Origin of the sequence: Nocardioides pollutisoli (genome assembly GCF_040045055.1) — a bacterium.
Taxonomy (GTDB): Bacteria; Actinomycetota; Actinomycetes; order Propionibacteriales; family Nocardioidaceae; genus Nocardioides; species Nocardioides tweenelious.
This window is the reverse complement of the sequence record NZ_JBDZDU010000001.1, coordinates 821046-841817: the sequence shown is the minus strand read 5'-3', so window position 1 is coordinate 841817 and position 20772 is coordinate 821046. Positions and strand designations below refer to the sequence as shown.

Below are 20772 nucleotides of genomic sequence, written 5' to 3'. Positions count from 1 at the left end.
CACGCCTGCGGGCGGGTTCCGGATGCGCTGGCACCCGAGGCCCGGGGAGTACGACGTTCGGAGAATCGTGCCCAGCAATGGACACAGCACGCTCGGCCAGAAGCTGAGCAGAGCTAGCAAGAGCCGCGCCCTCATCCTCGTCCTCGCGACCGTTGCCGTCCTGGCCGTCGCAGGCACCACCTGGGGCTACAGCTCCCTCAGCAAGTCCGTGACCCTCTCGCTGGACGGCAAGTCCGAGCAGGTGACCGCCTTCGGTGGCACCGTCGGTGACGTCCTCGACGCCGAGGGTGTCCAGCTCAGCAGTCGCGACCAGGTCCTTCCGAGCGTCGACACCCCGATCTCCGACGGCAGCAGCATCGCGGTCCGCTTCGCGCGGCCGTTCGAGCTCAACGTCGATGGCAAGTCCCAGACCTACTGGGTCCTCTCGACCACCGTGTCCCGCGCGCTCGACGAGATCGGCGCGCGGTACGCCGGCGCCGACCTGTCGGCCAGTCGCAGCGGCGCGGTCAGCCGCGGTGGCATGACCCTCGACGTCGTCACCCCGAAGACCATCAAGGTCACCCTCGGTGCCCACAAGCCGGTCACCCGCACCGTCACGGCGCTGACCGTCGAGGACGCCCTGGACCAGCTCGGTGTCGACGTCGGCAAGCACGACCAGACCAAGCCGGCGCCCGCGCACGTGCTCGAGGACGGCGACAAGCTGGTCTTCACCAACGTCAAGGTCGTCACGAAGCATGTCTCCGGCGAGGTCATGGACTTCGGAACCGACGAGCGTCCCGACTCCTCGATGTACGAGGGCGAGACCTCGGTCGTCAGCGCCGGCAAGACCGGCCTGCGCAACGTGACCTACAAGATCGTCTACCGCAACGGCGAGGTCACCGTCCGCAAGGTGGTCAGCCAGAGCGTGCTGCGCGCCCCGGTCGACGAGGTCGTCAAGGTCGGCACCAAGCAGCAGGCCACGACCAACTTCGCCGGTGGCAACACCGTCTGGGACCAGCTCGCCCAGTGCGAGTCCGGCGGCAACTGGGCCATCAACACCGGCAACGGCTACTACGGCGGCCTGCAGTTCAACCTCGGCACCTGGCAGGCGAACGGCGGCACCGGCCTGCCGAGCAACGCCAGCCGGGAGACCCAGATCGCCATCGCCACCAAGGTGAGGAACGCCTCGGGCGGCTACGGCGCCTGGCCGGCCTGTGCGGCGTCGCTGGGGTTGCCTCGCTAGGTTGATCCTCATGTCAGACGCATCCGCCGGTCCCCAGCTCTTGGGGCCGGCGGATGTGCGTTCCCTGGCCGCCGAGCTGGACCTGCGTCCGACGAAGCAGCGCGGCCAGAACTTCGTCATCGACGCCAACACCGTGCGCCGGATCGTGCGCGAGTCGGGCATCACCGCCGACGACGTCGTGATCGAGGTCGGCCCCGGGCTCGGCTCGCTCACGCTGGCGCTGCTCGAGGTCGCCGGCCGGGTGGTGGCGATCGAGCTCGACGACAAGCTCGCGGCCCGGCTGCCCGAGACGATCACGGCATACGCCCCCGACCAGGCGGACCGCTTCGAGGTCGTGCTCGCCGACGCGCTGCGCATCGATGCGGTGCCCGGTCCGCCGCCGACCGCGCTCGTCGCCAACCTGCCCTACAACGTCTCGGTGCCGGTCCTCCTGCACCTGCTCGCGCTCCTGCCGTCGCTGGAGCGCGGCCTGGTGATGGTGCAGGCCGAGGTCGCCGACCGCCTGGCCGCTGCGCCCGGGTCCAAGGTCTACGGCGTGCCGTCGGTCAAGGCCGCGTGGTACGCCGACGTCCGTCGTGCCGGGGCGATCGGGCGCAACGTCTTCTGGCCCGCCCCCAACGTCGACTCCGGCCTGGTCGCCTGGACCCGGCGCGAGCCCCCGCAGACCACCGCGACCCGCGAGCAGGTCTTCGCGGTCATCGACGCGGCCTTCGCCCACCGGCGCAAGGCGCTGCGCGGGGTGCTCAAGTCGCTCGCGCCGGCCGAGGTCGTCGACGCCGCCCTTGCGGGCGCCGGCATCGACCCACTCGCCCGCGGCGAGTCGCTGACCATCGAGCAGTTCGTCCGCATCGCAGAAGGCCTCTTGTGACACTCACCGTTCGCGCCCCCGCGAAGATCAACCTCCACCTCGGCGTCGGCGCCCCACGCGAGGACGGCTTCCACCCGCTGACCAGCGTCTACCAGGCCGTCGGGCTCTACGACGACCTCACCGTGCGCGACTCCGACGGGTGGTCCGTCGACGTGACGGTCGCCGACTGGATGGACCGCGACCACGTCCCCCTCGCCGGCGACAACATCGTCGACCGCGCCGCCGCGCTGCTCGCTGCTCACCACGGCACCGCCATGCTGGGTGACGTGCACATCGAGAAGGCCATCCCGGTCGCCGGCGGCATGGCCGGTGGTTCCGCCGACGCCGCGGCCGCGCTGGTCGCGCTCGACCGGCTCTGGGAGGCCGGCACCTCCGACGACGACCTGCTCGCGCTGGCCGCGCAGCTCGGCAGCGACGTGCCCTTCGCGCTCGTGGGCGGCTCCGCGCTCGGCACCGGTCGCGGCGAGATCGTGCAGCCCGTCGAGGACGCCGGCACCTGGTGGTGGGTGCTGGTCCCGTCACCGATCGGCCTGTCCACACCGGAGATCTACCGCCACTTCGACCGGCTCTCCCCCGAAGCTCCCAGCACGCCCCCGATGCCGGAGGAGCTGCTCGCCGCTCTCGCGAACGGCGACGCCGACGCCCTGGCCGCGGCTCTGCACAACGACCTCCAGCCCGCGGCCCTCGACCTGCGGCCCGACCTGGCCCGGCTGATCGAGGCCGGCGAGGCGGCGGGTGCCCTGCGCGGCGTCGTCACCGGCTCCGGCCCGACCTGCGTCTTCCTCCACGACTCCGCCGACGCCGCCCGCGCGACCGCCGGCGAGCTTGGCGCGAAGCACGACGTCGTCCTCGTCACGAACGGCGCTGTCGCCGGAGCACACACGGTGTCGTACGTCTGATGGCCAACCTCCTCAACCTCGAGCGCGTCTCCAAGTCGTACGGCGTGCGCCCGCTCCTCACCGACGTCTCGCTCGGCATCGGGGTCGGTGAGCGGATCGGCATCGTCGGTCGCAACGGCGACGGCAAGACCACCCTGCTCGAGGTGATGACCGGCATCGAGGAACCCGACACCGGTCGGGTCTCGCAGCAGCGCGGCCTGCTCATCGGCTACCTCCACCAGGGCGACGAGCTCGACGACACCCACACGGTCCGTGAGGCCGTGCTGCACGGGCTCTCCGACCACGAGTGGGCCGCCGACTCGCGCACCCGCGAGGTGGTCGAGGTGCTCCTCGCCGGCGTCGCGCTCGACCGGCCGGTCACCGGGCTCTCCGGCGGCGAGCGCCGGCGCTGCTCGCTGGCGGCGCTGCTCCTCGGCGACCACGACCTGGTCGTGCTCGACGAGCCGACCAACCACCTCGACGTCGAGGCGGTCGCGTGGCTGGCCCAGCACGTCGCCAAGCTGCCGTCGGCCCTGGTCGTGGTCACCCACGACCGCTGGTTCCTCGACGAGGTCTGCCAGTGGACCTGGGAGGTCCACGACGGTGTCGTCGACGCCTACGAGGGCGGGTACGCCGCGTTCGTGCTCGCCAAGGCCGAGCGCTCCCGGCAGGCCTCGGCCTCGGAGACCCGACGCCAGAACCTCGCCCGCAAGGAGCTCGCCTGGCTGCGCCGTGGCCCGCCGGCCCGGACGTCCAAGCCCAAGTTCCGCATCGACGCCGCCAACGCGCTGATCGAGGACGTGCCCCCGCCGCGCGACCGGCTCGAGCTGCAGAAGTTCGCGACGCAACGGCTCGGCAAGGACGTCATCGACGTCGAGGACGTCGACCTCGTCCGCGGGGAGCGCCAGCTGCTCTCGCACGCGACCTGGCGGCTCGGTCCGGGTGACCGGGTCGGCATCGTCGGCGTCAACGGCGCGGGCAAGAGCTCGGTGCTCAACATGGTCGCGGGGTCGTTGCCGACGAGCGCGGGCAAGGTCAAGCAGGGCCGGACGGTCAAGCTGCGCCACCTGACCCAGCAGCTCGACGACCTCGACCCCAACGGTCGGGTGCTGCCGATGGTCGAGTCGCTGCGGCGGGTCACCAAGACCACCGACGGCCAGGAGATCTCGGCGACGTCGATGCTCGAGCGCTTCGGGTTCACCGGCGACAAGCTGACCGCCCGGATCGGTGACCTGTCCGGAGGTGAGCGGCGCCGCTTCCAGCTGCTGCTCCTCCTGCTCGACGAGCCCAACCTGCTGCTCCTCGACGAGCCCACCAACGACCTCGACATCGAGACCCTCAACGTCCTCGAGGACTTCCTCGACGGCTGGCCGGGGACGCTGATCGTGGTGTCGCACGACCGCTACTTCCTGGAGCGCGTCACCGACTCGGTGTGGGCGCTGCTCGGCGACGGCCAGATCTCGATGCTCCCGCGCGGCGTGGACGAGTACCTCGAGCGCCGTGCCGGTGGCCTCGCCTCCGGCCAGCTCGACGTCGGAACGGCGTCGCAGCAGGCCGCCAACGCCTCGGCGTCCGCGACCAAGGCGAAGGTCGGTGGCGCCGAGGAGCGGGCCGCTCGTAAGGCGGTCTCCCGGATCGAGAAGCGGCTCGCGCGGATCACGGCCGAGGAGACGACGATCAACGCGGAGATCCTGGAGCAGGCGCAGGACTACGAGAAGATCGCCGAGCTCAGCGCCCGGCTGACCGCACTGGCGAGCGAGAAGGACGAGCTCGAGCTGGAGTGGCTCGAGGCGTCCGAGCTGCTGGAGTAGATCTCAGTCGGCGAACGGCGCGAGCAGCGTCCGGAGCAGGGCCGCGAGCTTCGTGCGCTCCTTGTCGGGCAGGTCGGCGAGGAACGACTGCTCGGCCTCGATCAGCGCGGTGAAGGCGCCGTCGACGGTGGCCTTGCCCTCGGGCGTCAGCCGGACCAGGACGCCGCGGCGGTCGTTGGGGTCGGGCAGCCGCTCGACCAGTCCCCGCGCGGTCAGCCGGTCGACCCGGTTGGTCATCGTGCCGCTGGTCACCAGCGTCTCGCGCAGCAGTCGACCGGGGGAGAGCTCGTACGGCGCCCCCGCGCGACGCAGCGCGGCCAGCACGTCGAACTCCCACGACTCGACCTTCGCGGCCGTGAACGCGTCGCGGCGGGCCAGGTCGAGGTGACGGCCGAGCCGGCTGATCCGGCTGAAGACCTCGACCGGGGCCAGGTCGAGGTCGGGTCGCTCGCGCGCCCACGCCTCGACCAGCTCGTCGACCTCGTCTCGCATGGCAGGAGCCTATCGGATCCGTCGAGAATCTTGACATCAAGATAAATGCGGGCGCACGATGGTCGGCATGAGCCACCGTTGGGACCCCGATCGCTACCTCACCTACGCCGACGAGCGCGGCCGCCCCTTCGTCGAGCTGGTCGGCCGGATCGACGCCTCCTCGCCGGCCACGGTCGTCGACCTCGGCTGCGGTCCCGGCAACCTCACGAGCCTGCTCGCCGACCGCTGGCCGAGCGCCGCGATCACCGGCCTCGACTCCAGTCCGGAGATGGTCGCGGCGGCGGACGACCCGCGCATCCGGTTCGAGGTCGGGGACCTCCGCCAGTGGTCGGGCTCGGTCGACGTGCTGGTCTCCAACGCCACGCTCCAGTGGGTGCCGGACCACCTCGAGCTGCTGCCGCACCTCGTCGCGAGCGTCCGTCCGGGTGGCTGGCTGGCCTTCCAGGTCCCCGGCAACTTCGACGAGCCGAGCCACACGATCCGGGCCGAGCTCGCCGCGGAGGCGCCGTACGCCGCGCACACCCGCGACGTCGCCGTGCCCAGCAGTCACGACCCCGCCACCTACCTCGCGGCGCTCGCCGCGCTCGGGTGCACGGTCGACGCGTGGGAGACGACCTACCTCCACGTCCTCACCGGCCCCGACCCGGTCTTCACCTGGGTCTCCGGCACCGGTGCGCGGCCGACGCTGCAGGCGCTGCCCGGCGACCTGCGCGGGGAGTTCGAGGCGGAGTTCAAGCGGCGGCTCGCGACCGCCTACCCCGAGCAGGCGTACGGCGTCGTGCTGCCGTTCCGCCGGATCTTCGTCGTGGCGCAGGTGCCGGCATGAGGCTCCACCACGTCCAGGTCGCGTGCCCGCGCGGCGGTGAGAACGCGGCCCGGCGGTTCTACGTCGACGGGCTCGCGATGACCGAGGTCGAGAAGCCCGACGACCTCAAGGCGCGCGGGGGCGCGTGGTTCAGGAGCGGCGGGGCCGAGATCCACCTCGGGGTCGAGGAGCCCTTCGCCCCCGCGCGCAAGGCGCATCCCGCGCTCGTCGTCGACGACCTCGCGACGGTCGCGGCCCGGCTCGAGAGCCTCGGCTTCGAGGTCGACTGGCGCGAGCGCCACACCTTCCCGGGCTTCGAGCGCTTCCACACCCACGACTCCCACGGCAACCGGGTCGAGGTGCTCGGCTAGCCCGTGAACGCCTTGCGGCCCAGCACGAAGACGCCGGCCCCGAAGAAACCGATCAGGGCCAGGCCGAGGGCCGCGCCGCCGTCGTAGGTCATCAGCACGACGCCGCACGCGACCGGGACCAGACAGGCGATCGCGACGGCCAGCAGGCCTCCGTTGACCCGACGCCTGCTCACGACCAGATCTCCTTCGCCAGCGGCGCGACGACCTCGGCCTGGGCCCGACCGGCGCGGGCGGAGGCGGCCCGCTGGGCCGGGTCGAGGACGTTCTTGCCGATCGCGGCGACGGAGCCCTCGTCGGGCGACACGACCAGGTGGGGCGTCGAGCCGAGCAGCTCGCCGGCGGCCTTCAGCGGGCCGATCGATCGGTCGACCGGGGTGAAGGCGAGCACCCGGTCGCAGTCGGCGAGCAGGTCGGCGTTCGAGCCGGACCGGGCGCCGCCGTCGACGTAGCTGCGCCCGTCGATCGGCACCGGCGGGTAGACGCCCGGCACCGCGCAGCTCGCCGCGACCGCAGAGACCAGCGGGACGCCGTCGGTGCCGTCGAAGACCCGGAGCGCTCCGGTCTCGATGTCGACGGCGGTGACCTGCAGCCGTTCGCCCGGCCCCCACTCCTGGATCGGCAGCCGCTCGCGGATCGCCTCGAAGCGCTCCTCGACGCTGGACAGCTTGCCCGCGGCCGCCCGGCGCGCGGACCACTGCCCGACGTGGCGGCCGAAGCCCTCGAGGTCGCCCCGAGCCCGGAGCAGCGCCCGCGCGAAGCCGACCATCACGAGCGGGCTGATGCTCGCGAGCTTGGCCGGCTTCGGCTTCGACACCTGGTAGGCGAAGAGGTCCTCGAGCGAGATGCCCGTCGTGATCTGGGCGCCGACCACGGAGCCGGCCGATGTCCCGACCACGGCGTCGGCGACGGTCACGTCGACACCGAGCTCCTGGAGGCCGTAGAGCAGTCCGGTCTCCCAGGCGATGCCGGTGATGCCGCCGCCACCGAGGACGAGTCCACGTCGCAAAGTCATGCGGCGACGCTACTGGGTGTGCGGGGACGCCCTCAGCCGGCGTCTCCGACGCGCACGACCAGCGAGCCCGGCTGCACCACGAACCTGATCGTGGACGCCTCGGTCAGGACGTCACCGTCGACCTCGCACAATTGGGCCGGCTCGACGTCGACCGTGATGTCGCGCCCGCTGAACCGCTCCAGGTGGGGGCCGTCGTCCCGCTTGGCCAGCACGCGGGCGGCCACCCCGATCCACTGGGTCAGGCTCTCCGGGCTCACGGTCGCGACGTCCAGCAGGCCGTCGTCGAGCACGGCGTCGGGCAGCAGCTCCATGCCGCCGGTCAGCTCGCCGCAGTTGCCCACGACGACGGTCCGGGTCTTGCCGGACGTGGCTCCCGTGCCGTCGATCGTGAGGTCGAGCCCGAAGGGCGGGTCGGTGAGGTGCTTGCCACCGCTGGCGACGTACGCAGCCCAGCCGACCTTGTCCTTCACGCCCTCGGGAGCGTCCTCCATCATCTGGGCGTCGAACCCGAGGCCGGCCATCACGGTGAAGCAGTGCACGTTGTCGGCAGGCGAGGGAATGCCCTCCCGCTGCTCGGCGGTGGGGTCCAGCACGAGCCAGCCGACGTCGATGCTGCGGTCGCGACCGGTGAAGGCGGCGCGCGCCGCGTCCTCGAGCGAGTCGACGCCGTCCCCGAGGTTGCGAGCGAGGAGGTTGCCGGTGCCGCCGGGCAGCAGTCCGAGCGGTACGCCGGTGCCGACCAGCTCCTGGGCGATCGCGCGGACGGTCCCGTCGCCGCCGAGGGCGCACACCAGGGTGGCGCCGCCCGCGAGTGCCTCGCGGGTCTGCCCGAACCCGGGGTCGTCCTCGGTCGTCTCGACGAGCGTCGGTGCGGGGAGGCCGGCCGACTCGGCGACCTCCGCCAACGTGCCGCGCGCCTCGTCCGCGTCGACCTTGGTCGGGTTGACGATGACGACGATCTTCGACTCGGTCTCCATGACGGTCCTCGGGTCAGACCCGCGCGTAGCGAGCGCGTGCGAAGGAGTAGACGCCGTACGCCGCGATCCCCAGCGCGATCGCGATCAGGATCACGGTGCCGGCCGGCAGGTCGCGCAGTGACCTGAGCCCGCCGTCGAGACCCGTGGCCTTGCCGGCGTGGTGCTTGACGGCGGCGACGATGAAGAGCACGCCGACGGCCACGAGCGCGATGCCCTTGCCGATGTAACCGACGCGCCCCGCGATCTCCGCCCCGCGACCGGGGTGCTCCTGGAGGTCCTCGAGGAACTTCTTCTTCCAGCCCTTGTAGACGTGGTAGAGCGCGACGCCGATGATGCCGACGCCGACCAGCCCCACCAGGAAGCGCCCGGCGGGTGCATCCATGAGGGTGCGGGTGAAGTCCTGGGTCTGCTTGTTGCTCGACGTGTGGCCCCCCATGGCGAACTTGAACGACGTCCACGCGAGCGCGACGTACATGACCGCCTTGCCGGCGGCCTTCGCCTTGTCGAAGGCCTCCCGTTGGGTGATCGCCTCGGTGACCTGCCACACGGTCAGCAGGGCGAAGCCCACGACCAGCACCCAGAGCAGGACCTGACCGAAGGCCTGGTGAGCGACGGTGCCCAGCGCTCCTGACTGGCTCGCCTGCTTGCCGCCGCCACCCAGTGCGATCTGGAGGGTGATCCAGGCCAGGATGAGGTGCAGCACTCCGCTGGCGGCGTAGCCCAGCCTCGCACCCCACTCGACCACGGGGTGGTCGCCGGCCTTGCGCGCGGCTCCCTTGGCGGTCGCGCCCGCCTGCTGCGCGTTCGTCGAGATGTTCTGCTGTGCCATGGTCTCCCTCATGTCTCCCGCTCCCACGGGGTCCTTACCCCTGGTGGGGTGTCGTCAGTCCTGCGCGACGGGCTGGTCTGACCGTCGTCCGGCCTCCTGGCGCTCGTCGCTCGCCCCGTCGTGCCGGGCCGGGTCGCGGCGCAGCCATCCCCAGGCGAGCACGCCGGCGATCAGGCCGTTGACCATGGCGACCAGCACGTCGCTGATGTGGTGCATGCCGCGGTAGAGCCGTGCGGAGCCGACACAGACCGGGATCAGCAGGCAGACGGTCACGACGACGGCGCGCAGGGTCGGGTTCTTGATCCGCAGCGCCATCAGGGCGAGCGTGAAGTAGAGGCCGGTGGCGGCACCCGTGTGCCCGCTCGGGAAGCTCGACGTCGGCGGTGAGTCGTCGAGCTTCTCGACGTGGGGTCGCTCGCGGTCGATCAGGAGCGTGGTGAAGAAGAAGACGAGCGCCTGGGCCGAGATCGCGATCAGCGGCACCACGGCGAACCACCACTGCTTGGTCCGCCACCACACGATCGCGACGACGACCACGCAGACCCCGATGATGCTCACGGTCGCGCCGGTCCAGGAGAAGAAGAGGGTGATGTCGTTGAGCAGCGACGTCCGCCCTGACGCCAACCACTTGTTGAACCGCTCCTCCCGGGTGCCGAGCTGCTTGAGCGGTCCGTCGGTGATCGCCCAGCCGATCGCCAGCACGACCAGCCACCACAGCGTCATCGGGAGCAGCACGCGCACGGCCAGGTCACGGCCCGCGCCCTTCAGCTGGGGGCGAGACTGGTCCTCATCCCACCGGGTGAGAAACGCCATCAAGGGACTCCTTCTTGCTGGGGGTGTCGGTGGTCGGAGGGCTCCAACCCAGGTAGCCGGCGTACGACGCGAGGCAGAGCCCGCAGCCGAGCACGACGCCGGCGATCACGTCGGACAGGTAGTGCGCGCCCATGACGAGGCGATCCGCACAGGTCACCAGCACCCACAGGGCGCCGACCACGAGCAGCACCGTGCGTGACGTCGTGCCGAGCGCGGGGCGCAGGAGCAGCAGCACGAGGGTGATCACGATCGCGTTGTTGGTGGCGTGGCCGGAGGGGAACGAGTAGCCGGAGTGGGTCGAGAACGGGTCTTCGATCGCCGGTCGGGAGCGCTGCACCAGCTCCTTGAGCACGACGGCCACCGCCCATCCGGTCGCCATCGTCGCGAGGGCCCACAGCGCACGGGTCCGCAGGTGCAGGTGGAAGTAGGCGAAGGCGCAGACCGGAAGACCGAGGACGGCGTAGACCACCCACGGCTGGCTGATGAGCTCCCAGGTCTCCGCGAACGAGCGGAACCCCGGGTGGGAACGCGCGAAGTCGGTGGCGGTGACGCTCACGTGCTGGTCCAGACGGATGAGCGGACCGAACTGCGTGCGCACGAGGTAGGCGAGCGCGGCGAGCGGGATCACCACGAGCACGCCGTACACAACGGCGCGCACCAGACGGCGCGATCGACTCGGGTACCCCTCCATGAGACCCATCTTGTGCACCTGGCGAGGGGCGCAAACCCGCTCAACCGTTGAGGTTTGGAGTGGTCCCCCGGGAGCAGACTCTGCGCCGTGGAGGTCAGGGAGTGGCTGCTGAGCAGCGACGAGAGGGAGAACTCGCACACGGTCGTCGATGCAGTGCACCCCGACGGGGCCGCGTGGAGTGCCGGCAACTCGGTGCGCGCGCTCGTGCACGGTCGCGACTACTTCGCCGACCTCTACGAGCGCATCAGTGCTCTGGGCGCGGGTGATCGTTTCTACTTCGCCGACTGGCAGGGCGACCCGGACCAGCAGCTCACCGACGATCCCCGGTCGACGCTCAACAACACGTTGGTCGACGCCGTACGCCGCGGGGTCGACGTGCGCGGGCTGCTGTGGCGCTCGCACTGGCACCGGCTGGGCTTCAGCGCGCACCGCCACCGTCAACTGGGTGAGGACATCGGCGCGGTCGGCGGGCAGTGCCTGCGCGACATGAGGGTCCGCACGCGTGGCGCGCACCACCAGAAGTTCGTGGTCATTCGGCACCTCGACGACCCGTCGCGCGACGTCGCCTACGTCGGCGGCATCGACCTGTGCAACGGGCGCCGGGACGACGCGAAGCACCAGGGAGACCGGCAGCCGGTCGACATGGCGCGCGCCTACGGCCCGACGCCGGCCTGGCACGACGTCCAGGTCGCCATCCAGGGCCCGGCGGTCCACGACGTCGAGACGACGTTCCGCGAGCGGTGGGAGGACAGCACCCCGCTGACCCTCAACCCGGGTCGGCTCCTGTCCAGCTTCGTCCACCGGGAGGACCTCTCGCCGGAGCCGCTCGGGGAGCAGGCGCCGCCGCCTCCCGCACGGGCCGACGGGCACGACGTCGTGCAGATCCTGCGCACCTTCCCGGTGATCTACCCCAAGTCCTACGACTTCGCGCCCGAGGGGGAGCGGTCGGTGATGCTGGGCAACACGAAGGCGATCGCGCAGGCGGACCGGCTCGTCTACGTCGAGGACCAGTACCTGTGGTCCGAGGAGGTGGGTGAGCACTTCGCGAAGGCCCTGCGCGAGAAGCCGGAGCTCCGGCTCGTCGTCGTGCTGCCGATGGTCCCGGACCGCGAGGGCGCCGCCGTCGAGGTGCCGCAGCTCTACGGACGGGCGCTCGCGATGCGACGGATCCTCGAGGCCGGTGGCGACCGGGTCGCCTTCTTCGGGCTGACCAACGAGGCCGGCCTGCCGGTCTACGTCCACTCCAAGACCTGCATCATCGACCACCGGTGGGCGAGCGTCGGATCCGACAACCTCAACCGACGCTCGTGGACCAGCGACAGCGAGATCGCGTGCACGGTGGTCGACGACCGCGGCGACCTCGACGGACCGGCGCCGGAGGACTCCTTCCCGCGCGTCCTGCTGCGCACCCTCGTGGCCGAGCACCTCGGGTGCACGCCCGCCGAGGTGCCGGAGGACCCCCACGAGCTGTTCGACGCGCTGGTGGCCTGCGCCGACTCGCTCGACGAGTGGTACGGCGGCGGGCGTCGGGACCGACGCACCGGCGTGCGCGGACTGCTGGCCGACAAGCGGCCGCGGCGCCCGGTCCCGGTGCCGGGCTCGCTGAGCCGCCACCTCCCCGGACACGACTTCCGGCGCCGACGGGTCCAGGGTCGCGCCGCCGCCTTCGCGGCGGCGCTCCACGAGCGCCAGCGGCCGCCCGGGCAGCTGCGCCGGTTGTCGGTCCCCGAGCTCACCCCGACGCAGCTGCGCTGGGCGCCACGCCTGTACGACCTGGTGTTCGATCCGGACGGTCGCCCGCGACCTGGTGAGGGGAACTGAGATGGGCAAGCGAACCGACGGTCCGTGGAGCGAGGACCCGCGCGACCTGCTCGAGGCCGGGAAGGACTTCGACCTCGACACGTTCGAGCGCGACGCCACTCCTGGGTGGCGGGCCGGCAAGAAGGCGGCGAAGAAGCTGGCCGCGGACCGCGGAGACCTCCTCAGCGAGCTCCAGGAGCGGCTCTTCGCGGAGGGCCACGCAGGGGGCAAGCGCTCCCTGCTGGTCGTGGTCCAGGGACTCGACACGGCAGGCAAGGGCGGGGTCGCCCGGCACGTGATGAGCCACGTCGACCCGCAGGGCGTGGCGCTGCGCTCGTTCGGCGCGCCCACCGACGAGGAGCAGAAGCACCACTTCCTCTGGCGGATCAAGAAGGCGCTCCCCGAGCCGGGGATGATCGGCGTCTTCGACCGGTCGCACTACGAGGACGTCCTGATCGCCCGGGTCGACGAGATCGTGCCGCCCGACGTCTGGGAGAAGAGGTACGACGAGATCAACGCCTTCGAGGCCGAGCTCGCGGCCTCCGGCGTCACCGTGCTCAAGTTCGGGCTGATGGTCAGCCACGACGAGCAGGGCCTGCGGCTCATGAAGCGGCTCGACCGACCCGACAAGCGCTGGAAGTACAGCAGCAACGACCTCCCGACCCGCAGGCAGTGGGACGACTACCAGGCGGCGTACGCCGACGTCTTCCAGCGCACGTCGACGGAGGAGGCGCCGTGGTACGTCATCCCGGCCGACCACAAGTGGTACGCCCGGTTGGCGATCACGGAGATCCTCACCCAGACGCTCGTCGCGATGGATCCCGAGTGGCCCACCGTGCGGTGGGACCCCGAGGTCCAGCGACGTGAGCTGGCCGCCACGATGAGCACCCGGGCCCTGCAGGCCTCGCTCCGGGAGACCGACCGCCAGGTGAAGAAGGCGGTCAAGGACGACCGTCGCGTCCGTGAGGAGGCGGCGAGCGCCGGCACCGTGGGTGAGGACGACGACCCACTGGCGGACGCGGAGGCCGACGCCCGCCGGGCCGAGGCCGCGGCGTCCGCGGCGGCTGACATGCTCGACCTGCAGCGCACCCGCAAGCAGAAGGTCGAGCTGCTGGAGGACCGCGGCGACGGCTGACGCGTGCGCTACAGCAGCGCGAACGTGTCGAGGTCGCGGATCGCCGCGCAGGAGCGCTCGATCATCACCGTGAACATCCGGTCGCCGCGCTCGGTCCGGGTGCCGTAGGCGCAGCCGAAGATCGACACGAGCGGTCCCTGGATCATGGCCAGCCGGTAGTCGTCCCAGCAGTCCTCGAGCGAGTAGTCCTGCACGCCGTACGACGTGAGCGCCTGGTGGTAGGCAGCCACGAGCTCGCGCTCGTGGGTCCGGCGGTCCTCGACCGTCAGGCTGGTGCCGAGGAAGTAGGCGAGGTCCCGCGCAGGCAGGGCGAGGCTCAGGGTCTGGAAGTCGACCGCGACGACGCCGTCGCTGCCGTCGGGCGGGAAGAGCAGGTTGTCGAGCCGGTAGTCGCCGTGCACGAGCCCGTAGCGGTCCGAGCGGGCGAGCAGCCAGCGGTCGATCACCGTCCCGCACCCGCGGATGGTCGCGGCGTCCTCGGCTGGGATCAGGTCGCCGAGCCCGTCGAGGAAGAGGTCGGCGGTGGGCTCCCACATCGCCAGCAACAGCTCGATGGACTCCGGGTCGTTGACCGAGAGCGTGTCGATCTCCTGCAGCGACGGGTCGCACCAACGAGGGCCGTGCAGACCGGCGAGGTTGACGACCGCGTCGCGTGCCTGGGCGGTCGTGCAGCCGGCGATCTGGTCGCCCTGCTCGGCCGGCGCCAGGTCCTCCAGCACGATCACGAAGTCGCCGGTGTCGTCGGCGATCTCCGCGAGGTGGCAGGCCGGCGTACGGATCGCGACCGTCGACGCGACCCGCTGGTAGAACCGCACCTCGCCGCGGTAGGCGCCGGCCATCATGTCGCGGGCGGACGTGTCGGGCGGCGGCAGCTTGACGAGCACCGTCTCGTCCGCGCCGAAGCGGAGCCGGAAGCAGGTCCCGATCTGGCCGGTGCCGACCTGCTCGACGGTGAGCTCGTCGATGTCGCGGCCCAGGACGCCGCCGAGCCAGTCGGCGGTGAGGTCCTCGAGGATCATCGGGACCGCCCCGGGTTGGTAGGCAGCCCCGCGAGCTGGTCGGTCGGCCTGATCTCGCGCCAGGCGTCGATCACCGGTGACAGCTCGATCGGGGTGGCGCCGTGCAGGATGACGCTGTCCGCGCCGGCGTCGAGCTGGTCCTGGATCCGGGTCGCGCACTCGGCGGCGGTCCCGGTCGCCGATGCGGCCAGCCACTCGGCGGGCAGCACGTCGTCGCGCAGGTGGGTCAGCTCCTCGGTGGTGCCGATGGCGTCGAAGGCGCCCGGGTAGCCGACCACCAGGTCGTCGGTGCGGAACCTCTCGAGGACGGCCAGGTCCCAGCCGTTCGCGCGCACCAGGACCTCGCCGTACCCCTGGAGGTACGTCGCGAGCCGACCCACCAGCTTGCGCAGCCGGGCCTCCTCGCCGATGGACTCCTCGACCGTCGCGAGCACCGCCCAGATCCGCACCGATGCCGGGTCGCGCCCGGCCTCCTCGGCCGAGCGGCGGATGGTGGCGACCGAGCGGGCGAGCGTCTCGTCGCTGAGGAAGGTGTGGAGCACGACGCCGTCGGCGACCCGGCCGGCGAGCTCGAGGGTCTTGCCGCCGATCGCCATCATCAGCACCGGGATGTCCTCGTCGAAGGAGCTGTCCTGGTTGAGGTAGGGGAACTGGCCCGCCGGGCCGTCATGACCCATCACGGCCTGGCCGTGCCAGAGCGAGCGGTAGATCCCGATCGCGTCCTCCATCTGGGCGCCGGTGATCTTCGGGACGCCCATCACGTCGAAGAGCAGGTCGAAGCCGCGACCCAGCCCGAAGGCGTAGCGGCCACCGGTCAGCCGGTGCATCGTCGTCGCGAACGTCGCGGTCACCAGCGGGTGGCGGGTGTTGTGATTGGTCGCCGCCGTGGCGATGCCGATGGTCTCGCTGACCGCGCCGGCAGCACCGGCCAGCACGGCCGCGTCCTTGACGTTGAAGCGCTCGGAGAGGAAGACCGACCCGATGCCGAGGCGCTCGGCGAGCCGGACCTCGGCGAGCAGGTCACGCGGTGAGGCGGAGTGACCGGCCAGCCCGTAGCAACCGAGCTCGGGGAGGTCCTGTCCGTCCGGGGGAGACGTGGTGGCGGTCACAGCCGCGGACGCTAGCAGGCAGAATTGACACGCGTCAGGTGTGCGTCGAAGTTACCAATGGGTAATGTCGCGGTATGAGCCAGGTACTCACGCTGTGGAACAAGACCCGCAGGCTGCCGCTGGGCAGCCGGATCTACTCGGTGCTGTTCGCGCAGAAGGCGCCGTACTTCGCCTCGATCCGACCGCGGTTCCTGACCATCGAGCCCAACCGCGCCGAGCTGCTGATCCCCGACCGGCGTCGGGTGCACAACCACCTCGGCACCGTGCACGCGATCGCGCTGTGCAACGGCCTCGAGGCGGCCATGGGCGCGCTCGCCGAGGCGTCCATCCCGGCCGACAAGCGCTGGATCCCGAAGGGGATGGAGGTCTCCTACACGGCCAAGGCCGCAGGCGATGTCACCTGCACCGCCGAGACCGACGCCGCGCAGTGGACCTCTGAGGACCCTGACCTCCCGGTCCGCGTCCGCGGTCGGCTCGCGGACGGGACCGTGGTGGTCGAGGGCGTCATCCGGCTGTGGGTCACGCCCCGGAAGTGATCCTCAGGCGAGGAAGATCGGGTTGGTCAGCGCGACCATCGTGCTGCCGGCCTTCACCTCGACCCGGATGAACGCGGTCCCGCCCTTCACGGTCGTGTCGAGGGTGATCGTCCCGTCGACGGCGGGAGCCGTCGCGAGCACGCCCTTCGGACCGATCAGCGTCGCGACCGCGCCGTCGACACCGGTCACCTCGAGGTGGACGCCGACCTGGTCCGTGGCCCTGCTCCGGACCCGGTCGCCGCACTCACCCGTCACGTCGCCGAGCGACGCGGTGAAGGTCAGCCCGACCGCCGACGACCCGGTGATCCAGGAGTGGCCACCGCGGTAGCCCGCGATGATCGCGTCCGCCGACAGCGACTCCGCACGCACGACCGTCTGCGCGAGGCCGATCTGCTGGCTCTGCTTGTGCGTGTCGGAGTTGCCGACCGCGGGCTTGAAGACGCCCTTCACGAGGAGGTTGTGCCACTGGGTCACGGCCCGGCCGTTGGCGACCGCGTTGAGCCCGCTCCACGGGCCGTTCCAGACCTCGATCGCGTCCATCTGCCCGAAGTCGTAGCCGAACTCCCAGGTGATGCCGCCGCCGAGCTGGTAGGGGTGGGCGGCGATCGAGAGGCCGCCCTGGTCGCGCACGAGCTTGGTGAAGCGCTTCAGCTGGTGGTCCTCGGGGCGGTAGCGCCAGTCGACCCAGGTGCGCTTGGGGTTCGTGTTCCTCAGCCCGGTCGCGAGCCAGTGGCCGGCTCGCGTGGTGACCTCCTCGCCGGCGATGACGAGGAAGTCGGCGTAGTCGCCGACCAGGTAGTCGCCCCACGTCCACTGCGCCGAGCTGGTGTTGTGCTCGGAGGTCCCGATGAAGTCGAGGCCGGCGGCAGCGGCGTACTGCAGCACGTCGGCCTGGGTCTGAGAGCCGTCGGAGTGGACGGTGTGGACGTGCAGGTCGCCGCGGTACCAACCGGCTCCCGTGCCCTCGACGGCGCGCGGCGCCGGGTTGGCGACCGCGGTCGCCCCGGGCTCGCCGTAGGTCAGCGTCACCCTGACCTCGTACGGCGTGCCCGGCTTCTGGATCTGGTAGGGCCCGAGCGCGATCCGCCAGCGACCCGGCGTGATCGGGCCGGGGAGGTAGCCGGGCGTGGCGTCGGTCGCCGCGAGGGTGAACGAGCTGCGCGCGCCGCCCGACCAGCCGCGGAAGCCGGCGATGTTGCCGAGGCCCTTGCCCGACGGGTCGAAGATGCCGATGTCGACCACGTTGAAGCTGAGGCCGACCGGCGTGTGGACCGGGGTGTACGTGTAGGACACGTCGATCCGGTTGACCCCGGCCGGCACGTCGAAGGGCAGGTAGACCCAGTCCGGGCCGTCGGGGTCGGTGAATTTGCCCGTGAACACCTGCGACGACGTGGTGCCGGCGACCGCCGGCTGGAAGGTCAGCAGGGCGGCGGTCGTGAACGTGCCGGCGCCGGCCAGGAGGAGGGCGCGTCGGTTGAGGTGGGTGCTCATGGTGGCGGCAGCGTAACCCCAGGTTTTCGGTCCGTGGTGGAGACCGCCGTACCCTTTTCCGGTCATGACGCGCACGTACGAGGTCCGCACCTACGGGTGCCAGATGAACGTCCACGACTCCGAGCGGCTCACGGGGCTGCTGGAGGACGCGGGCTACGTCGCCGCTCCTGCGGACGAGCAGGCAGACGTCGTCGTCTTCAACACCTGTGCGGTGCGCGAGAACGCCGACAACAAGCTCTACGGCAACCTCTCCCACCTGGCGCCGGTGAAGGCCGCGAACCCCGGCATGCAGATCGCCGTCGGCGGCTGCCTGGCGCAGAAGGACCGCTCGACGATCACGGCCAAGGCGCCGTACGTCGACGTCGTCTTCGGCACCCACAACATCGGCTCGCTGCCGGTCCTGCTGGAGCGCGCGAGGGTGATGGAGGAGGCGCAGGTCGAGATCCTCGAGTCGCTCGAGGTCTTCCCGTCGACGCTGCCGACCAAGCGCGACTCGGCGTACGCCGCCTGGGTCTCGATCTCGGTGGGCTGCAACAACACCTGCACGTTCTGCATCGTCCCGGCGCTGCGGGGCAAGGAGAAGGACCGCCGCCCCGGCGAGATCCTGGCCGAGATCGAGGCGCTGGTCGCCGAGGGGGTCTCCGAGATCACGCTGCTGGGCCAGAACGTCAACGCGTACGGCGTCGAGTTCGGCGACCGGCAGGCGTTCTCCAAGCTGCTGCGCGCCTGCGGTGACATCGAGGGGCTGGAGCGGGTGCGCTTCACCAGCCCGCACCCCGCGGAGTTCACCGACGACGTCATCGAGGCGATGGCCGAGACGCCCAACGTGATGCCCCAGCTGCACATGCCGCTGCAGTCCGGGTCCGACAAGGTGCTCAAGGACATGCGCCGGTCCTACCGGCAGGCGAAGTACCTCGGCATCATCGAGCGGGTCCGCGCGGCGATGCCCGACGCGGCGATCACCACCGACATCATCGTGGGCTTCCCGGGGGAGACCGAGGAGGACTTCCAGGCCACGCTCGACGTGGTCCGGGAGGCGCGGTTCTCGGGGGCGTTCACGTTCCAGTACTCCAAGCGACCCGGCACGCCCGCCGCCACGCTCGACGACCAGGTCTCTCCCGAGGTCGTGAAGGACCGCTACCAGCGGCTCGCCGCGCTGGTCGACGACGTCGCGTGGGAGGAGGCCAAGAAGCTCGTCGGTCGACGCGTCGAGCTGATGGTCTCGGAGGGCGAGGGCCGCAAGGACAAGGCAACGCACCGGCTCTCCGGCCGCGGGCCCGACAACCGGCTCGTGCACTTCGCGTGGGACCCGGCGCTCCCGCAGCCCCGACCCGGCGACATGGTCACCGTCGAGATCACGTACGCCGCTCCGCACCACCTGGTCGCGGACGGCCCGGCCTCCGACGTACGCCGGACCCGCTCGGGTGACGCCTGGGCCCTTCGACAGGCTCAGGAGCCGGGGAGTGCACCCGTCGCCTCGCCCGGAGTGTCGCTCGGCATGCCGAGCATCGGCGTCCCCGCACGCTGACGCACGCTCCCTGAGCGTGTTGTCCACAGGTCCCGGGAAGCGCATTGCCCGCCGCGTGGGGGTTGCCGAGGCTGACGCCCGTCACGTCACCTCGGGAGAAGGAAGACCCTCATGCGCACCATCTCGACCGCGACCGCCGTCCTCGGCGTCGTCGCCACCCTGCTGACCACCGCCGGAGCCACGACCGCGGCCACCGGCTACGACGCCCGCGCGAGCATGGCGGGCCACCGCACCTGCACGAAGACCGCGACCACCGGCATCACGCGGCGCACGATCGTCCTCGACAACACGCGGTCGGCCCGCCGCGTGCAGTTCAAGGTCGTCCGCGACGGCGACCGCTTCGCCGACCCCACCGTCTACGTCTGGGTCCCCGCGCACGGGAGGAAGTCCGTCACCGTGTCCGTCCCGCAGCGCACCACGGCCTCGGTGCGGGTCCGGGTCCCCGAGATGGGTCGCGGGGAGCTGCGGCTCTCGACGACCGTCGCGGCGCTGGCGTCCTGCTACGTCGCGACGGTCAAGCCCAAGGCCTCGCTCGGGGGAGTGTCGTGCCACGGCAAGGACTCGGTCGCCCAGATCGTGCTCGACAACCGGTCCACCAGCGACGACAGGATCGCCTACACCGTCGAGTCGTCGTACGGCGCCTCGTCGGCGTCCCTGACCGTCCGGCCGGCGTCGTCGACCAACTACTACCTGTCGGTGCCCACGGAGCGGTCCACGCACGTGGCCGTCACCGCCGCAGGTCGCCGGGTGCTCTCGATCGACGTCGCTGCGGCCAGCTGCCCGTAGGCGGCCTCGTTGGTCGAGGAGGTTGCGCAGCGACCGCACTCGTTACCCCCGCGGCCCACCCACCTGCGTTGGTTGAGGGGGTTTCGAGACAGGACTTCGTCCTTCCTCAACCAACGATGCCGATCAGTCGGAGCGCGGGTCCTTGCTGGAGTAGCCGGCCTTGGGCTCGATGCCGTCGGGGTTGTCCTCGGGGCCGCCGGCCGACTGCTCGGGCGGGGTCTCCGCGTCGGGTGACCGGTCCTTCTCGGACGCGTCGCGCACGCCCTCGGTCGCGTGCTGACCGGGACCGGTCGGGCCGACCCGTTCGCTGCTGACGCCCATCTCGCCGTCGGGGCTCATGCGGGGGACTCCTTGTCCGTCTCCTCGGAGCCGTCCTCGTCGCGGGTCGCCTTGGTCGAGGTGTCCTCGCTGCCCTCGACCTCGCCCTTGACCTCGTCGGGAACCTGGTCGTCGATGGCCGGGTTCTCGTCGGGGGTCAGATCGGGGATCGCGCCGCCGGACTCCGGGTCCTCCTTCAGCGCGTCGGCGCCGCCGGGGTTCGGCTCGCCCGGTTCGATCTTCGGCTCGGGCATCGGGCCGAGGTCGTCGTCGGACATGCG

At 71.3% G+C, this 20772-nt stretch carries 22 protein-coding genes and 1 pseudogene; 11 read left to right on the top strand and 12 right to left on the bottom strand.

The features are described from left to right. The first annotated feature begins 67 nt into the window (after positions 1-67). The 4 genes from ABLE68_RS04075 to ABLE68_RS04060 are packed head-to-tail and all read left to right on the top strand — an operon-like array spanning position 68 to position 4779. Entirely contained in the window at positions 68-1222 is a 1155-nt protein-coding gene (locus ABLE68_RS04075; protein ID WP_348869952.1) for a resuscitation-promoting factor, read from the top strand. Between the two features lie 10 nt (positions 1223-1232). Then, a complete protein-coding gene (rsmA, locus tag ABLE68_RS04070) occupies positions 1233-2090 on the top strand; it encodes a 16S rRNA (adenine(1518)-N(6)/adenine(1519)-N(6))-dimethyltransferase RsmA (RefSeq protein WP_348869951.1) in 858 nt (285 codons plus the stop codon). Further along, complete coding sequence (locus ABLE68_RS04065; RefSeq protein ID WP_348869950.1) at positions 2087-2989, top strand: 4-(cytidine 5'-diphospho)-2-C-methyl-D-erythritol kinase; 903 nt, start codon at positions 2087-2089, stop codon at positions 2987-2989. The genes rsmA and ABLE68_RS04065 overlap by 4 nt, the downstream gene beginning before the upstream one ends. Then, entirely contained in the window at positions 2989-4779 is a 1791-nt protein-coding gene (locus tag ABLE68_RS04060) for an ABC-F family ATP-binding cassette domain-containing protein (RefSeq protein ID WP_348869949.1), read from the top strand. Before ABLE68_RS04065 ends, ABLE68_RS04060 begins: the two co-directional genes overlap by 1 nt. A 3-nt stretch (positions 4780-4782) precedes the next feature. On the opposite strand, the gene ABLE68_RS04055 is transcribed toward ABLE68_RS04060, so the two are convergent. Further along, entirely contained in the window at positions 4783-5271 is a 489-nt protein-coding gene (locus ABLE68_RS04055) for a MarR family winged helix-turn-helix transcriptional regulator (protein ID WP_348869948.1), read from the bottom strand. Between the two features lie 67 nt (positions 5272-5338). Here ABLE68_RS04055 and ABLE68_RS04050 point away from each other — a divergent pair, with 67 nt between their 5' ends. After that, a complete protein-coding gene (locus tag ABLE68_RS04050) occupies positions 5339-6097 on the top strand; it encodes a trans-aconitate 2-methyltransferase (protein WP_348869946.1) in 759 nt (252 codons plus the stop codon). Further along, complete coding sequence (locus ABLE68_RS04045; RefSeq protein WP_348869945.1) at positions 6094-6447, top strand: VOC family protein; 354 nt, start codon at positions 6094-6096, stop codon at positions 6445-6447. Before ABLE68_RS04050 ends, ABLE68_RS04045 begins: the two co-directional genes overlap by 4 nt. On the opposite strand, the gene ABLE68_RS04040 is transcribed toward ABLE68_RS04045, so the two are convergent. From ABLE68_RS04040 to ABLE68_RS04015, 6 genes are read right to left on the bottom strand one after another with little or no spacing between them, the layout of a single operon-like run. After that, positions 6444-6620 carry a hypothetical protein gene (locus ABLE68_RS04040; RefSeq protein WP_348869944.1) on the bottom strand — a complete coding sequence of 59 codons (177 nt, stop codon included), beginning with the start codon at positions 6618-6620 and terminating at the stop codon, positions 6444-6446. The two genes, ABLE68_RS04045 and ABLE68_RS04040, sit on opposite strands and share 4 nt — an antisense overlap. Next, on the bottom strand, positions 6617-7459 hold the full coding sequence (locus tag ABLE68_RS04035; RefSeq protein ID WP_348869943.1) for a patatin-like phospholipase family protein: 843 nt from the start codon (positions 7457-7459) through the stop codon (positions 6617-6619). The genes ABLE68_RS04040 and ABLE68_RS04035 overlap by 4 nt, the downstream gene beginning before the upstream one ends. 32 nt (positions 7460-7491) lie before the next feature. Then, positions 7492-8436: a diacylglycerol/lipid kinase family protein gene (locus ABLE68_RS04030; protein ID WP_348869942.1), complete on the bottom strand. Its 945-nt coding sequence runs from the start codon at positions 8434-8436 to the stop codon at positions 7492-7494. A 13-nt stretch (positions 8437-8449) separates the two neighbouring features. After that, a complete protein-coding gene (locus tag ABLE68_RS04025) occupies positions 8450-9265 on the bottom strand; it encodes a DUF1206 domain-containing protein (protein WP_348869941.1) in 816 nt (271 codons plus the stop codon). A gap of 54 nt (positions 9266-9319) precedes the next feature. Beyond that, positions 9320-10078, bottom strand: coding sequence for a phosphatase PAP2 family protein (locus ABLE68_RS04020; protein ID WP_348869939.1), 759 nt, complete (start codon positions 10076-10078; stop codon positions 9320-9322). Beyond that, entirely contained in the window at positions 10053-10769 is a 717-nt protein-coding gene (locus ABLE68_RS04015; RefSeq protein WP_348869938.1) for a phosphatase PAP2 family protein, read from the bottom strand. Before ABLE68_RS04015 ends, ABLE68_RS04020 begins: the two co-directional genes overlap by 26 nt. An 87-nt stretch (positions 10770-10856) precedes the next feature. Between ABLE68_RS04015 and ABLE68_RS04010 the strand changes: the two genes are divergently transcribed. Together ABLE68_RS04010 and ABLE68_RS04005 are read left to right on the top strand one after the other, a co-directional pair. Beyond that, entirely contained in the window at positions 10857-12590 is a 1734-nt protein-coding gene (locus ABLE68_RS04010; RefSeq protein WP_348869936.1) for a phospholipase D family protein, read from the top strand. 1 nt (position 12591) lies between these two features. Further along, a pseudogene (locus tag ABLE68_RS04005) lies at positions 12592-13440 on the top strand (PPK2 family polyphosphate kinase); the annotation flags it as partial. A 272-nt stretch (positions 13441-13712) separates the two neighbouring features. Here ABLE68_RS04005 and ABLE68_RS04000 read toward each other — a convergent pair. Both ABLE68_RS04000 and ABLE68_RS03995 read right to left on the bottom strand, forming a co-directional pair. Beyond that, complete coding sequence (locus ABLE68_RS04000) at positions 13713-14723, bottom strand: phosphotransferase family protein (RefSeq protein WP_348869933.1); 1011 nt, start codon at positions 14721-14723, stop codon at positions 13713-13715. After that, complete coding sequence (locus ABLE68_RS03995; protein WP_348869931.1) at positions 14720-15832, bottom strand: TIGR03857 family LLM class F420-dependent oxidoreductase; 1113 nt, start codon at positions 15830-15832, stop codon at positions 14720-14722. The genes ABLE68_RS04000 and ABLE68_RS03995 overlap by 4 nt, the downstream gene beginning before the upstream one ends. A gap of 74 nt (positions 15833-15906) precedes the next feature. On the opposite strand from ABLE68_RS03995, the gene ABLE68_RS03990 reads away from it, so the two are divergent. Beyond that, positions 15907-16368 carry a hotdog fold domain-containing protein gene (locus ABLE68_RS03990; RefSeq protein ID WP_348869930.1) on the top strand — a complete coding sequence of 154 codons (462 nt, stop codon included), beginning with the start codon at positions 15907-15909 and terminating at the stop codon, positions 16366-16368. A gap of 3 nt (positions 16369-16371) precedes the next feature. Here the strand turns inward: ABLE68_RS03990 and ABLE68_RS03985 are convergent, their stop codons facing one another. After that, a complete protein-coding gene (locus ABLE68_RS03985; protein WP_348869928.1) occupies positions 16372-17859 on the bottom strand; it encodes a CehA/McbA family metallohydrolase in 1488 nt (495 codons plus the stop codon). A gap of 64 nt (positions 17860-17923) precedes the next feature. Here ABLE68_RS03985 and miaB point away from each other — a divergent pair, with 64 nt between their 5' ends. Both miaB and ABLE68_RS03975 read left to right on the top strand, forming a co-directional pair. Beyond that, positions 17924-19387 carry a tRNA (N6-isopentenyl adenosine(37)-C2)-methylthiotransferase MiaB gene (miaB, locus tag ABLE68_RS03980; protein ID WP_348869926.1) on the top strand — a complete coding sequence of 488 codons (1464 nt, stop codon included), beginning with the start codon at positions 17924-17926 and terminating at the stop codon, positions 19385-19387. Between the two features lie 111 nt (positions 19388-19498). After that, the gene (locus ABLE68_RS03975; protein ID WP_348869925.1) at positions 19499-20173 is read left to right on the top strand and encodes a hypothetical protein; all 675 of its coding nucleotides are present in this window, start codon (positions 19499-19501) and stop codon (positions 20171-20173) included. Positions 20174-20296: 123 nt separating this feature from the next. On the opposite strand, the gene ABLE68_RS03970 is transcribed toward ABLE68_RS03975, so the two are convergent. Both ABLE68_RS03970 and ABLE68_RS03965 read right to left on the bottom strand, forming a co-directional pair. Continuing rightward, entirely contained in the window at positions 20297-20512 is a 216-nt protein-coding gene (locus tag ABLE68_RS03970; protein ID WP_348869923.1) for a hypothetical protein, read from the bottom strand. Further along, a complete protein-coding gene (locus ABLE68_RS03965; RefSeq protein WP_348869921.1) occupies positions 20509-20769 on the bottom strand; it encodes a hypothetical protein in 261 nt (86 codons plus the stop codon). The genes ABLE68_RS03970 and ABLE68_RS03965 overlap by 4 nt, the downstream gene beginning before the upstream one ends. Positions 20770-20772 lie beyond the last annotated feature (3 nt).

Coding starts and splice junctions, on each gene's coding strand:
- rsmA (WP_348869951.1), top strand. CDS start 1,233: ATGTCAGACGCATCCGCCGGTCCCCAGCTCTTGGGGCCGGCGGATGTG.
- ABLE68_RS04060 (WP_348869949.1), top strand. CDS start 2,989: ATGGCCAACCTCCTCAACCTCGAGCGCGTCTCCAAGTCGTACGGCGTG.
- ABLE68_RS04055 (WP_348869948.1), bottom strand. CDS start 5,271: ATGCGAGACGAGGTCGACGAGCTGGTCGAGGCGTGGGCGCGCGAGCGA.
- ABLE68_RS04050 (WP_348869946.1), top strand. CDS start 5,339: ATGAGCCACCGTTGGGACCCCGATCGCTACCTCACCTACGCCGACGAG.
- ABLE68_RS04045 (WP_348869945.1), top strand. CDS start 6,094: ATGAGGCTCCACCACGTCCAGGTCGCGTGCCCGCGCGGCGGTGAGAAC.
- ABLE68_RS04035 (WP_348869943.1), bottom strand. CDS start 7,459: ATGACTTTGCGACGTGGACTCGTCCTCGGTGGCGGCGGCATCACCGGC.
- ABLE68_RS04030 (WP_348869942.1), bottom strand. CDS start 8,436: ATGGAGACCGAGTCGAAGATCGTCGTCATCGTCAACCCGACCAAGGTC.
- ABLE68_RS04025 (WP_348869941.1), bottom strand. CDS start 9,265: ATGGCACAGCAGAACATCTCGACGAACGCGCAGCAGGCGGGCGCGACC.
- ABLE68_RS04020 (WP_348869939.1), bottom strand. CDS start 10,078: ATGGCGTTTCTCACCCGGTGGGATGAGGACCAGTCTCGCCCCCAGCTG.
- ABLE68_RS04015 (WP_348869938.1), bottom strand. CDS start 10,769: ATGGAGGGGTACCCGAGTCGATCGCGCCGTCTGGTGCGCGCCGTTGTG.
- ABLE68_RS04000 (WP_348869933.1), bottom strand. CDS start 14,723: ATGATCCTCGAGGACCTCACCGCCGACTGGCTCGGCGGCGTCCTGGGC.
- ABLE68_RS03990 (WP_348869930.1), top strand. CDS start 15,907: ATGAGCCAGGTACTCACGCTGTGGAACAAGACCCGCAGGCTGCCGCTG.
- ABLE68_RS03985 (WP_348869928.1), bottom strand. CDS start 17,859: ATGAGCACCCACCTCAACCGACGCGCCCTCCTCCTGGCCGGCGCCGGC.
- miaB (WP_348869926.1), top strand. CDS start 17,924: ATGACGCGCACGTACGAGGTCCGCACCTACGGGTGCCAGATGAACGTC.
- ABLE68_RS03975 (WP_348869925.1), top strand. CDS start 19,499: ATGCGCACCATCTCGACCGCGACCGCCGTCCTCGGCGTCGTCGCCACC.
- ABLE68_RS03970 (WP_348869923.1), bottom strand. CDS start 20,512: ATGAGCCCCGACGGCGAGATGGGCGTCAGCAGCGAACGGGTCGGCCCG.
- ABLE68_RS03965 (WP_348869921.1), bottom strand. CDS start 20,769: ATGTCCGACGACGACCTCGGCCCGATGCCCGAGCCGAAGATCGAACCG.